The sequence below is a fragment of the Pseudomonas sp. Irchel s3f19 genome (assembly GCF_900187555.1).
Lineage (GTDB): Bacteria > Pseudomonadota > Gammaproteobacteria > Pseudomonadales > Pseudomonadaceae > Aquipseudomonas > Aquipseudomonas capeferrum.
Map to the genome: position 1 here is coordinate 97,018 of NZ_FYDW01000006.1, position 12,163 is coordinate 109,180.

Annotated in this window: 10 protein-coding genes; 1 reads left to right on the top strand and 9 read right to left on the bottom strand. The window is 63.8% G+C overall.

What is annotated here, in order from left to right; genetic code table 11:
• Positions 1–13 precede the first annotated feature (13 nt).
• The 8 genes from CKW22_RS16120 to yghU all read right to left on the bottom strand — a co-directional run bounded on the left by CKW22_RS16120 (position 14) and on the right by yghU (position 9,646).
• Positions 14–2,014 carry a U32 family peptidase gene (locus tag CKW22_RS16120; protein ID WP_033698254.1) on the bottom strand — a complete coding sequence of 667 codons (2,001 nt, stop codon included), beginning with the start codon at positions 2,012–2,014 and terminating at the stop codon, positions 14–16.
• Between the two features lie 146 nt (positions 2,015–2,160).
• Positions 2,161–2,541, bottom strand: a complete 381-nt coding sequence (locus tag CKW22_RS16125; RefSeq protein WP_033698252.1) for a RidA family protein — start codon at positions 2,539–2,541, stop codon at positions 2,161–2,163.
• A 129-nt stretch (positions 2,542–2,670) separates the two neighbouring features.
• On the bottom strand, positions 2,671–3,915 hold the full coding sequence (locus tag CKW22_RS16130; RefSeq protein ID WP_033698250.1) for a saccharopine dehydrogenase family protein: 1,245 nt from the start codon (positions 3,913–3,915) through the stop codon (positions 2,671–2,673).
• A gap of 31 nt (positions 3,916–3,946) precedes the next feature.
• Positions 3,947–5,044 carry a carboxynorspermidine decarboxylase gene (gene nspC, locus CKW22_RS16135; protein ID WP_033698248.1) on the bottom strand — a complete coding sequence of 366 codons (1,098 nt, stop codon included), beginning with the start codon at positions 5,042–5,044 and terminating at the stop codon, positions 3,947–3,949.
• Between the two features lie 211 nt (positions 5,045–5,255).
• The gene (locus CKW22_RS16140) at positions 5,256–6,173 is read right to left on the bottom strand and encodes a pyridoxal-phosphate dependent enzyme (RefSeq protein ID WP_033698246.1); all 918 of its coding nucleotides are present in this window, start codon (positions 6,171–6,173) and stop codon (positions 5,256–5,258) included.
• Between the two features lie 15 nt (positions 6,174–6,188).
• Positions 6,189–6,890 carry a transcriptional regulator gene (locus CKW22_RS16145; RefSeq protein WP_095064412.1) on the bottom strand — a complete coding sequence of 234 codons (702 nt, stop codon included), beginning with the start codon at positions 6,888–6,890 and terminating at the stop codon, positions 6,189–6,191.
• A gap of 72 nt (positions 6,891–6,962) precedes the next feature.
• The gene (locus tag CKW22_RS16150) at positions 6,963–8,669 is read right to left on the bottom strand and encodes an amidase (protein ID WP_095064413.1); all 1,707 of its coding nucleotides are present in this window, start codon (positions 8,667–8,669) and stop codon (positions 6,963–6,965) included.
• A gap of 137 nt (positions 8,670–8,806) precedes the next feature.
• Positions 8,807–9,646 (bottom strand): glutathione-dependent disulfide-bond oxidoreductase, encoded by an 840-nt coding sequence (gene yghU / locus CKW22_RS16155; RefSeq protein ID WP_095064414.1) that lies wholly within the window; start codon positions 9,644–9,646, stop codon positions 8,807–8,809.
• A gap of 199 nt (positions 9,647–9,845) precedes the next feature.
• Between yghU and CKW22_RS16160 the strand changes: the two genes are divergently transcribed.
• On the top strand, positions 9,846–10,892 hold the full coding sequence (locus tag CKW22_RS16160) for a dienelactone hydrolase (RefSeq protein WP_095064415.1): 1,047 nt from the start codon (positions 9,846–9,848) through the stop codon (positions 10,890–10,892).
• Here CKW22_RS16160 and CKW22_RS16165 read toward each other — a convergent pair.
• Positions 10,854–12,047: an MFS transporter gene (locus tag CKW22_RS16165; RefSeq protein WP_033698237.1), complete on the bottom strand. Its 1,194-nt coding sequence runs from the start codon at positions 12,045–12,047 to the stop codon at positions 10,854–10,856. The genes CKW22_RS16160 and CKW22_RS16165 overlap by 39 nt on opposite strands.
• Between the last annotated feature and the right edge of the window lie 116 nt (positions 12,048–12,163).

The following is a 12,163-nucleotide window of genomic DNA, read 5'->3' on the forward strand; positions in this document are numbered from 1 at the left end:
ATACCCCGATCGATCAGTGCGGGGCGCGGTGGATGGTCTTGAGCAGGTCTTCCGGGCTGATATGCCCCACTACCTGGGCCACCGCGCTGCCGGGGGTCGGCAGGTCGATGATGTGGCTCTTCATCTTGCCGACCACGTGCATCTCGCACGGCTTGCAGTCGAACTTCAGGGTCAGTACTTCGTCACCCTGAATCAGCTGCATCGGCGCGACCTTGGTGCGCACGCCGGTCACGCCCTTGGCCTGCTTGGGGCACAGGTTGAACGAGAAGCGCAGGCAGTGCTTGGTGATCATCACCGGCACTTCGCCGTGTTCTTCATGGGCCTCGTAGGCCGCGTCGATCAGTTGCACGCCGTGACGGTGGTAGAAGTCGCGGGCCTTCTGGTTGTACACGTTGGCCAGGAACGACAGGTGCGACTCCGGGTACACCGGTGGTGGTGTGGTCTCGGCCTTGCGCCCGCCACGCGGGTGCGCCTTGACCCGGGCAGCGGTCAGCGCCTCGATGGCCTCACGGCGCAGGGCCTTGAGCTGCGAGTTGGGGATGAAGTACGCCTGCGGTGCATCCAGCTCGATGGCGTTGGCGTGGTACTGGGTTGTGCCCAATTGGCCCAGCAGGTCGTGCAACTGCTCCAGTGCCTGTTGCGGCTTGTTGGCCGCGCCGAACGGGCCGTCCAGGGCGACTTGCACGCTGACGCCTTCTTCACTGCTGACGGTCAGCATCAGGCGCTGCTCACGCAGTACTGCGTGCCACTCGACGCCCACCCGGCGCTCGGCCGAGGTGCGCTGCAAGGCTTGCTGCCAGTTGTGGTCGAGGTTGCGCGACAGCGGGTGGTTCGGCCGCAGCTTGTACAGGCCGTCGGGCATCTCGTTGGGTTCGACGCGGTAGCGGTAGCGCTTCTGGCCGTCTTCCTCGAATTCGCCGCGGGGTTCGGCGATGTTGGCGCGAAAACCCACCACCTCACGCTTGACCAGCACGTTGAGGCCGTCGCCGTTGGTCAGCGGCACATCGGTGATGACCAGCATGTCGCGCTTGTTGACCTTTTCCACCACACCCACCGGCAAGCCGGTGAAGGTCGGCGAGTCGAAGGCGCCGATGTCGATCTTGCGGTCGCTGACGAAGTAGTCGGTGCTGCCGCGGTGGAAGGTCTTGTCCGGGTCTGGGACGAAGAAGTGTTCGGTGCGGCCGCTAGAGGCACGGGCCAGGCCCGGGCGGTCTTCGAGGATGGCGTCCAGCTCTTTGCGGTAGTGGGCAGTGATGTTCTTCACATAGCCCATGTCCTTGTAGCGGCCTTCGATCTTGAACGAGCGCACGCCGGCGTCGACCAGGTCGCGCAGGTTGGCGGTCTGGTTGTTGTCCTTCATCGATAGCAGGTGTTTTTCGAAGGCAACCACGCGGCCCTGGTCATCCTTGAGGGTGTAGGGCAGGCGGCAGGCTTGCGAACAGTCGCCACGGTTGGCGCTGCGGCCTGTCTGGGCGTGGGAGATGTTGCACTGGCCGGAGAAGGCCACGCACAGCGCGCCATGGATGAAGAATTCGATGGCTGCATCGGTTTCGGCGGCAATGGCGCGAATCTGCTGCAGGTTCAGCTCGCGGGCCAGTACCAGCTGCGAGAAACCCGCCTGGTCGAGGAACTTGGCCCGTTCCAGGGTGCGGATGTCGGTCTGGGTGCTGGCGTGCAGCTCGATCGGCGGGATATCCAGCTCCATCACCCCCAGGTCCTGCACGATCAGGGCATCGACGCCGGCGTCGTAAAGCTGATGGATCAGCTTGCGCGCGGGCTCCAGCTCGTTGTCGTGGAGGATGGTGTTGATGGTGGTGAACACGCGTGCATGGTAGCGACGGGCAAACTCGACGAGTTCGGCAATTTCGCTGACTTCGTTGCAGGCGTTATGGCGCGCGCCGAAGCTCGGGCCGCCGATATAGATGGCGTCAGCGCCGTGCAGGATCGCTTCGCGAGCGATGGCCACGTCACGGGCAGGGCTGAGCAGTTCCAGGTGATTCTTTGGAAGGGACATGTCGTTATATTTTCGGGCGGTCACGGTTTAGGCGGGCATTGTAGCGGTGAAACGGGTTGGTGGCATCCCTGCGCTGCATACCCTGCTTGCGCAACCTGTGTGTGAGCGGCCTGGCCGGCGCCCCGGCTAGGCCGTTCACAAAGGGATCAGCGCTTGGCCGCCATCGCGGTCACTTCCACGCGCATGCCGTCGAACGCCAGCGATGCCACGCCAACGGCAGCGCGTACCGGCCACGGGTTGCTGAAGAAGCGCTGGTACACCTCGTTGAACGCAGCGCGGTCGGCCATGTCGGTGAGGTAGATGGTCAGGTGCAGCACGCGGTCCATGCCGCTGCCGGCTTTCTCCAGGGCCACTTTCAGCGCCTGCAGGGTACATTCGCTTTGCGCAACGATATCGCCCAGCTCAAGGCTGCCATCGGCGTGGGTTGGGATCTGGGTGGTGACCAATACGCCGTTGTACTCGGCGACGTCGGACGAAATGGAATCGGCATCCGGGTCGGGGGTGTAGGTGATGTCTGTATTTGCCATGGGAACGTTTGCCTTGCGACGGAAGGAAAACGGCAAGCCTACGCGAGCAAACGGCAGGGGTCGAGCCATGGGCAGTGGCGAATGCAGGATAAAAAGAAGGGCGCCTGTTGGCGCCCTTCCTGGTGTTGCTTAGGCTTCAGCGTCCCACGGACGATCGCCTTTCTCATCTTTGACGCGGGTCGGCAGGCCCATCACGTCCAGCGCCTTGAGGAACGGCTCGGCTGGCAGTTCTTCGACGTTGACCATGCGCTTGGCATCCCATTCGCCACGGGCGACCAGCAGGGCGGCAGCCACTGGCGGTACACCGGCGGTGTAGGAAATACCCTGGCTGTCGGTCTCGGCGTAGGCTTCTTCGTGATCCGCCACGTTGTAGATGAACACTTCGCGTGGCTGGCCGTCCTTGGTGCCCTTGACCAGGTCACCGATGCAGGTCTTGCCGGTGTAGCCCGGGGCCAGGGAGGCCGGGTCAGGCAGCACGGCCTTGACCACTTTCAGCGGGACCACTTCCAGGCCTTCGGCAGTCTTGACCGGTTGCTCGGAGAGCAGGCCAAGGTTTTTCAGCACGGTGAACACATTGATGTAGTGCTCGCCGAAGCTCATCCAGAAGCGCACGTTCGGCACGTTGAGGTTCTTCGAAATCGAATGCACTTCATCGTGGCCGGTCAGGTACAGGTTTTGCGAACCTACGACCGGCAGGTCGTCGGTACGCTTGACCTCGAACATGGTGTTGCTGGTCCACTGGCTGTTCTGCCAGCTCCACACTTGCCCGGTGAACTCGCGGAAGTTGATTTCCGGGTCGAAGTTGGTGGCGAAGTATTTGCCATGCGAACCAGCATTGACGTCGAGGATGTCGATCGAATCAATGCGGTCGAAGTATTGCTGCTGCGCAAGTTTTGCGTAGCTGTTCACCACACCCGGGTCGAAACCGACGCCGAGAATGGCGGTAATGTTCTTTTCTTGGCACTCTTCGAGGTGTTTCCACTCGTAGTTGCCGTACCAGGGCGGTGTTTCGCAGATCTTGCCTGGTTCTTCGTGAATCGCGGTGTCCAGGTAGGCGACACCGGTATCGATGCAGGCACGCAGCACCGACATGTTGAGGAAGGCAGAGCCCACGTTGATCACGATCTGCGATTCGGTCTCGCGGATCAGTGCCTTGGTCGCCTCGACATCGAGGGCGTTGAGCGAGAAGGCCTGGATGTCGGCGGGTACCTTGAGGCTACCCTTGGCCTTGACGCTGTCGATGATGGCCTGGCATTTGGAGATGTTCCGTGACGCAATAGCAATACGACCGAGTTCGTCGTTATGCTGCGCGCACTTGTGGGCCACCACCTTGGCGACACCTCCTGCACCAATGATAAGAACGTTCTTCTTCAATTTATCCCTTGCTCCTTACTGAATGCCGGTCTTACGACAGGCTGGAAACGTAGTCTTCAAAACCGAACTCGCGCACCACTTCGACGCTGCCGTCGAGCTGCTTGACCGCGATGGAGGGCATTTTCAGACCGTTGAACCAGTTTTTCTTGACCATGGTGTAACCCGCCGTGTCGATGAACGACAGGCGATCGCCGATGGCCAATGGACGATCGAATTGGTACTCGCCGAAGATGTCACCGGCCAGGCACGATTTACCGCAGACCATGTAGGTGTGCTCGCCATCGTTGGGGGCCATCTTGGCGTTGAGGCGGTAGATCAGCAGGTCGAGCAGGTGCGCTTCGATCGAGCTGTCGACCACGGCCAGGTGCTTGCCGTTGTACAGGGTGTCGAGCACGGTCACTTCCAGCGAGGCGCTGTTGGTGATGGCGGCTTCGCCCGGCTCCAGGTAAACCTGCACGCCGTATTTTTCCGAGAAGGCCTTGAGACGCGCGCAGAACGCATCGACCGCATAGTCTTCACCGGTGAAGTGGATGCCGCCACCGAGGCTGACCCACTGCACCTTGTGCAACAGGTGGCCGAAGCGCTCTTCGATGTGGCTGAGCATCTTGTCGAACAGGCCGAAGTCACCGTTCTCACAGTTGTTGTGGAACATGAAGCCGGAGATTTGCTCGATGACCTTCTCGATCTTCTCCGGGTCCCACTCCCCGAGGCGGCTGAACGGGCGGGCCGGGTCGGCCAGCAGGTAGTCGGAGCTGCTGACTTGCGGGTTGACGCGCAGGCCACGGACCTTGCCTTCGGACTGTTCGGCAAAGCGCTGCAGCTGGCCGATCGAGTTGAAGATGATCTTGTCGCAGTTTTCGAGCATTTCCTCGACCTCGTCGTCGGCCCAGGCCACGCTGTAGGCGTGGGTCTCGCCGGCAAACTTCTGGCGGCCGAGCTTGAGTTCGAAAAGCGACGAAGAGGTGGTGCCGTCCATGTATTGCTGCATCAGGTCGAACACCGACCAGGTGGCAAAACATTTGAGGGCGAGCAGCGCCTTGGCACCGGAGTGTTCACGCACGTAGGCGATCTTCTCCATGTTGCTCAGCAGCTTGGTTTTATCGATGAGGTAGTACGGCGTCTTGATCATTTAAAGGCCCCCGGCAAGGCCGGCCAAAAAAAGGACACGCATTGTGCCTTCACTTGCCGCAGACCGAAAGGGTAAGGCATGCATTTCGTCACTGTTGCAGACGTTGCGCAGGGTTTTTTCCGGTTGCGGCAGGCTCAGTAGATCAGGCTCATGTGACCGTCGTAATCATTGCCCGTACAAAACGGTCACGGCCAGGGGGGACAGGCAGGGCTTAATCGGCCTGTTGTAACCAGGTGTGGATCTGCTCCAGCGTTGCGGTCGCACCGCCACAGACCACCACCAGTACGTTGCTGTAGCGGGCCAGGGTATCGGCCTCATAAGCCAGTGCCAGCGCAGCGCCACAAGCGGGCTCTACCAGTACCCGGTGGTCGAGCAAGAAGCGTTCACAGGCTTCAAGTGCCGCACGGTCGCTCACCAGGTGGCTGTGCACCGGGTGGCTACGCACGCATTCCAATGCCTGGTCGGCTACGCGCTTGGCGCCCAGGGACGTCGCCACCGATGCGAGGCGCTCGAGTTCAACCGGGTGGCCTGCCTGTACAGCTGCATGCAGCGAGGCAGCGCCCGTGGTTTCCACCGCTAGCACCGGCACATCATCCCAGCCGTTGCGCTTGAGGCCCTCGACCACGCCACTGAGCAAGCCGCCGCCACCGACCGATAACACCACCGCATCGGGCTTGACCCTGCTGGCGGCCACTTCGTCGATCAGGCTGGCATGCCCGGCCCACAGCAGGGGGTCGTCGAAGGGGTGAATAAAGGCATCGCCGGTGCCGAGCAAGGTCTGCGCCAGCTCGTTGGCCTCCTGCCAGGAGCTGCCGTGCACCACCACATTGGCGTCTTCCAGGCGCAGCAGTTCCTTGGCGCGCTCGGTGGTGGTCTCGGGCACCACCACCGTCACCGGCACCCCCAGTTTGCGGCCGGCATAGGCCACCGCCAGCCCGGCGTTACCGCCGGACGACGAGACGAAATGGCGTGCGCCCCGGGCATGGTGAACTTCGCAGGCATGGCCCACGCCGCGCAGCTTGAACGAGCCGCAAGGCTGCAGGGCGTCCAGCTTGAGCCAGACCGTACGGCCAGCGGCCAGCGACAGGGGGCGGGATTCGATCAGGGGGGTCTGGATATGCAAGGTCATGGCGTGCTCCACAGGTCAGTCTTCACGGGCAACCGAAGGGCTCTCGCCGCGCAGTTGCTCCAGGTAGTTGTAAACGGTGTAACGGGTCACGCCGAGGGCGTTGGCGGCCTTTTCCACGCCGCCCTTGACGATGAACAGGCCGCGCTCCTGCATCACCCGCACGGCCTCGACCTTGGCTTGCTTGTTCATCCGGCCCTGGCCACTGCGCAACAGCGAGTTCTGGATGATCTCGCTCATCAACAGTTCCATGTCTGCAGGTTCCTGGGGGGGGGTCGATGCAGGCGAAGCGCCCACTGGCTGCAACTGCTGCAAGAAGCTCAGGGCGGTGTCGAGGCCAGTGACGTCGGTGTTGATGCACAGGCTGGCAAAGGGGTGGCCGCTGCTGTCGCGGAAGATGGCCGTGGCGCTTCGCAGGGTGCGGCCCTTGAGCGTGGTGGGGTAGTCGGGCAGCACCACAGGGTCGCAGCCGTGCCGTTCGGCGCTGGCTTGCATCAGTGCCTTGAAGCCTTGATCCTGTTCGGGGGCGGCGAGAATCGGGCTGCCGACGACGCGGCCGGAAAGGTGGCCGTTGACGATCGCCACGACGGAGCGCTCCGGGTGGTCGAGGTCGTGCAGGAGGATTTCCATGTTGCGGGCGGCAACACTGCCCAGGGCCTGGATGGCAGCCTTGAGGATGGTGAGGGTTAGCTGGCGTTCTTCGGGCGGGGAAAGCGGCATGAAAGCATCACCAATTTCAACGGTTTGTGCATTTTTACACACAAAGTTGAAATTGGCGATGCAGGTGCGAATTTACGCGCCCAGTGCTGGCGTACGCGGCGGGATCATACGGCGCGAGCCGGTTGCCTCGAACGCCGCGCCAAAGCTCAGCAGGTTGTTGTCGCTATAGGCACGGCCAGCGAAGGTCAGCCCCACTGGCATGCCGATATCGGCCATCACGCCCATCGGCACGGTCACTGTCGGTACACCCAGATGGCGGATAGCAAGGTTGCCGTTGGCCACCCAGATGCCGTTGCTCCAGGCAATGTCCGCCGAAGCCGGGTTGACGTCGGCATCTGCCGGCCCCACGTCGGCCACGGTCGGGAACAGCACCGCGTCCAGGCCCAGCTCGTCCATCCAGTCTTCCAGGTCCAGCTTGCGGGTTTTTTCCAGCCCGCGCAGGCCATCGGGCAAGGTCTCGATCTGGTCCCAGGTCTTCAGGCCGCGCTTGGCCATGTTGACGTATTCGTCCATGCCGGCGGCCAGGTCGTCCTCACGGTTGGGCAGGGTGCCTGGGTCGTGGGGGAAGATCTTCAGCCCTTCGACATCGGCCAGGCGGTTGAGCTTGGGGTCGTCGTTGGCGCGCAGGAAGTCATCGAAGGCCCAGCCCGACAGTTCCCATAATTCGTCATGCAGGAACGCTTTGCTGACGATGCCGCGGTTGTACACGGTTGGGGCGCCAGGGCGATCGCCTTCGCAGTTGGAGACCAGCGGGAAGTCCACTTCGAGCACTTCGGCGCCTGCCGCTTCCAAGGATTGGCGGGCCTGTTGCCACAGCTCGATGACGCTGTCGCGGGTGTTGATGCGCTGGCCGGTCGGGCCGCCGATACCTGGCTTCTCGGAGGTGCCGGCCTCGGGGTCGGCATTGATGTACATGCGCGGCACGCCGAAGCGCTTGCCCTTGAGTGCGCTGGCATCCACTGCCAGGTCCAGGTACGAGGCCGGGCGCACGGAGGAGGCGGCCGGGATCGCAACCCACGGCTGCAGGCGCCACAGGTCGCCGCGCTTGTCGGCGTCATCGGCCACCACGACCTCGAGGATTTCCAGCAGGTCGGCCATGGTACGGGCATACGGCACCACCACGTCCATGGTCGGCGTCAGCGGCCAGTTGCCACGTACCGAAATCACCCCGCGCGAAGGGGTATAGGCGCACAGGCCGTTGTTGGACGCAGGGCCGCGGCCGCTCGACCAGGTTTCTTCGGCCAGGCCGAAGGCGCTGAAGCTGGCGGCGGTGGCAGTACCGGCACCGTTGGACGAGCCCGAGGCGAAGGGGGCGGTCAGGTAGTTGGAGTTGTAGGGGCTCTCGGCCCGACCATACACACCCCGCTGCATGCCCCCGTTGGCCATGGGCGGCATGTTGGTCTTGCCCAGGCACACGGCACCGGCGGCCCGCAGGCGCTCGATGGTGAAGGCGTCGCGCTGGGCTACCAGGTCCTTGAAGGCGGGGCTGCCGGAGGCGGCGGTGAGGCCTTTGACCAGGTAGCTGTCCTTGGCGGTGTAGGGGATGCCGTCCAGCGGGCTCAGCGGCTGGCCTTTGGCGCGGCGGGCATCGGAGGCTTCGGCCTCCTTGAGTGCGTCTGGGTTGCGTACCACCACAGCGTTGAGCGCGGTCGGCGTATTGGCGCCATCGTAGGCGTCGATACGCGCCTGGTAGGCCTTGACCAGCTCGACCGCTGTGGTGCGGCCCGACTCGAGCGCGTCGCGCAGCTCGGCAATGGAAACCTCGGTTACCTCGATCATGCTTTCACCAAAAATTTTTGCAGGTGGGGGCTAGTGCGAGGAGTGTACAAGAAGGCATTGGTGTACGCAGGTTTGCGCAGGGGCAAATGGTTTTATGCAGGCAGGCATTGTCGGGGCCGCACGGCGGCCCCGGGCAGTCAATCCAGGTCTGCCGCCGAGTGCCGCTCAGGCACCTGGCTGGCCTCGTCACCCCAGGTGCGATTGACCCGTGTCCCGCGTTGCACTGCGGGGCGTTGGGCGATCGCTTCGGCCCAGCGTTGCACATGGGTGTACTCGTGCACCGCTAGAAACTCCGCCGCGCCGTAAAGATTGCCGCGCACCAGTTCGCCGTACCACGGCCACACGGCGATATCGGCGATGCTGTACTCATCACCGCCCAGGTAGCGGCTTTCGGCCAGGCGGCGGTCGAGTACGTCCAGTTGGCGCTTCGCTTCCATGGTGAAGCGGTTGATGGCGTACTCGAACTTTTCCGGTGCGTAGACATAGAAGTGGCCAAAGCCGCCACCCAGGTACGGCGCAGCGCCCATCTGCCAGAACAGCCAGTTCAGGCTTTCGGTACGTGCAGCTGGGGTCTTGGGCAACAGTTCTCCGAACTTTTCTGCGAGGTACAGCAGGATCGCCCCCGACTCGAACATCCGCACCGGTGGCTCGACGCTGCGGTCGAGCAGGGCGGGGATCTTCGAGTTGGGGTTTACCTCGACGAAGCCGCTGGAGAACTGGTCGCCCTCGCCGATGCGGATCAGCCAAGCGTCATATTCGGCGCCGCTGTGGCCCAGGGCGAGCAGCTCTTCAAGGGCTATGTTGACCTTCACGCCATTGGGCGTGGCCAGGGAGTACAGCTGCAAAGGGTGCTTGCCCACTGGCAGCGCCTTGTCGTGGGTTGGCCCTGCAACCGGGCGGTTGATGCTGGCGAATTGGCCACCGGAGGCCGCGTCATTGCGCCAGACCTTGGGTGGGGCGTAAGGGGGCTTGCTCATGGGGTGCTCCTTGAATGCCGCGAAAGGGTCAGCTAAAGACGTTGACCTGCATCTATGCCACGGGTTCGTGGAAAAGCGCAATTGCATAGGGCGCTGGCGCTGGCTGCATGGCGCGTTTTTCATCCAGTTTTCATCTGTCATTGCCGGCAGCAGCCTTATGCTGGCGCTATCCCTTCGCCCTGCACGGAACAGCCGGCCGATGAACATCCCTCGCTGCTTGCTGGCGCTGGTCCTGCTCGGCGGCCTGTTGGCCCAGGCCGAAGCCGCGCCGTGGGTCGCCGGCCTGCACCACATGACCCTGACCGACCCCGTCGATGACCAGCCCATGCAGGCGCTGGCGTTTTACCCTGCCATTGGCGCCACCCGCAGCAGCCGTATCGACGGCTACCCGGTCGATGTCGCCGAAGAAGCCCCGGTAGCGCTGGGGCAGTTCCCTTTGCTGGTGCTCTCCCACGGCAATACCGGCAGCCCGCTGGCCTTGCATTACCTGGCCACCGCTCTGGCGCGCCAGGGGTTCGTGGTGGTGGCGGTCGTGCACCCGGGTGACAACGCGCGCGATCACAGCCGGCTGGGTACCCTCAGCAACCTGTATGGCCGGCCGCTGCAGGTCAGCGCCGCGATCACGGCGGCCCGTGACGATGCGCTGCTGGGGCCCTACCTGAACGATGGCAAGGTCGGTGTGATCGGTTATTCGGCGGGGGGCGAAACGGCGCTGATCGTGTCGGGGGCGCAACCCGACCTGGACCGTTTGCGCCAGTACTGCCTGGAGCGCCCCGGCGATGCCGACGCCTGCAAGACCCATGGCGTGCTGATTGCCGACCGCAGCGAGCTGGCGCCCGAGGCCGACTCACGGGTGGGGGCGGTGATGCTGATGGCGCCTCTGAGCCTGCTGTTCGGCCGTCATGCGCTGGCCGGGGTGCATATTCCGGCATTGATCTACAGCGGTGACAGTGACCAGTTGGTGGCTGTGGACCGCAACGCCGAAGCCTTGGCCCGCAAGCTGCCCATCACACCGGATTACCGCCTGCTGGCCGGCGCCGGGCATTTTGTGTTCATGGCGCGCTGTGACGATGAACAGCGCGCGCGCATGCCGGCACTGTGCAAGGACGCGGACGGCGTCGACCGCCGGCATATTCACCACTCGCTGCAACGCGACACCGCAGCCTTCTTCAGCCAGACCTTGGGCGCGCCAGCGCTGGACCAGCGCTCAGCCGCGTCGGCTGCGCCGCGCCAACAGCAGCGTTAAGCCAACGCCCAGCAGGGCGAGCAGGGCTGCGACGCAGAAGATCGAGGCATAGCCCAGGTGCACGGCCACCGCGCCCATCACCGGGCCAGCGATGGCCAAGGCCATGTCGAAAAACACCGCATAGGCACCCAGCCCTGCGCCGCGGCTGCTGCTGGGCACCTGCTTGATGGCCTCGACGCCCAGCGCCGGGTACACCAGCGACAGGCCGAAGCCCGTGAGCCCGGCGCCTGCCAGTGCCCAAGGCGGCGAGGGCGCCAGCCACAGCAGGCCCAAGCCGACCACCTCGGTGGCCATGCACACCACCGCCACGTTGTAGCCGCCAAACCGGTTGACCGCGTTGACGAACATCAGCCGCGAAATGATGAAGCACACCCCAAAGGCACTCAGGCACCAAGCCGCACCGGCCCAACCGCGCTCCAGGTAATAAAGGGTGACGAACGTGGTCAGTGTGCCGTAGCCGATCGACGCCAGGGTGAGGCCCAGGCCGCAGGGCGCAACCCGGCTGAATGCCGACCAGAACGCCAGCCGCTCGCCACGCACCACCACCACGTCTGGCCGTTTGCGCAGCACCAGCAGGGCAAATAGCGCCAGCACCAGCAAGGTCGGCCCCAGCACGCTGAAGTCCAGGCCATCCACGGCCAGCACACCCACCGGCGCGCCAATGGCAATGGCGCCATATGATGCGATACCGTTCCACGAGATCACCCGGGCAGTGTGCTCCGGGCCGACCTGGCTGATGCCCCAGCTCAAGGTGGCCACACCGATCAGCCCCTGGGCGATGCCCAACAGCAAGCGACCGCCCAGCAACAGCGCCAGGCTCAGCAGCGGCATCGTCAGCGTCCATGCCGATAGCAGGGTCAGCACCCCGCAACTGGCGATGCCCAGCAAGCCGAAGCGGATTGCCTGCTTGCCGCCAAGGGTATCCGCCACCCGCCCGGCGAACGGGCGGCTGAGCAGGGTGGCCAGGTATTGCAGGCCAATCGTCACCCCCGCGATCACCGCGCCAAAGCCGAGCTGGTCGTGCACATAGCTGGGCAGCACCGCGATCGGCAGGCCGATGCAGAGGAAGGCAATGAACGTATAGAAGACGATCGACAGGATCTGCAGGGTGATGTTGAAGGTGTTGCTGGCGGGGGCGGGTTGTTGCGCGGTCATGGGCTCGTTCGCGGGCAGGCGGTGGGGCGTTGTTTCATCATGGCCGCTGCGCGAAGGAAATGAAAGCAGGCTAACGAATTATTCGTTGAGTGTATCGAGCGCTGGGAAACCCGCTT

What these genes read in the sequence shown, in the direction of transcription:
- CKW22_RS16120 (WP_033698254.1), bottom strand. Translation starts at nt 2,014, where the DNA reads ATGTCCCTTCCAAAGAATCACCTGGAACTGCTCAGCCCTGCCCGTGAC.
- CKW22_RS16125 (WP_033698252.1), bottom strand. Translation starts at nt 2,541, where the DNA reads ATGGCAAATACAGACATCACCTACACCCCCGACCCGGATGCCGATTCC.
- nspC (WP_033698248.1), bottom strand. Translation starts at nt 5,044, where the DNA reads ATGATCAAGACGCCGTACTACCTCATCGATAAAACCAAGCTGCTGAGC.
- CKW22_RS16140 (WP_033698246.1), bottom strand. Translation starts at nt 6,173, where the DNA reads ATGACCTTGCATATCCAGACCCCCCTGATCGAATCCCGCCCCCTGTCG.
- CKW22_RS16145 (WP_095064412.1), bottom strand. Translation starts at nt 6,890, where the DNA reads ATGCCGCTTTCCCCGCCCGAAGAACGCCAGCTAACCCTCACCATCCTC.
- CKW22_RS16150 (WP_095064413.1), bottom strand. Translation starts at nt 8,669, where the DNA reads ATGATCGAGGTAACCGAGGTTTCCATTGCCGAGCTGCGCGACGCGCTC.
- yghU (WP_095064414.1), bottom strand. Translation starts at nt 9,646, where the DNA reads ATGAGCAAGCCCCCTTACGCCCCACCCAAGGTCTGGCGCAATGACGCG.
- CKW22_RS16160 (WP_095064415.1), top strand. Translation starts at nt 9,846, where the DNA reads ATGAACATCCCTCGCTGCTTGCTGGCGCTGGTCCTGCTCGGCGGCCTG.
- CKW22_RS16165 (WP_033698237.1), bottom strand. Translation starts at nt 12,047, where the DNA reads ATGACCGCGCAACAACCCGCCCCCGCCAGCAACACCTTCAACATCACC.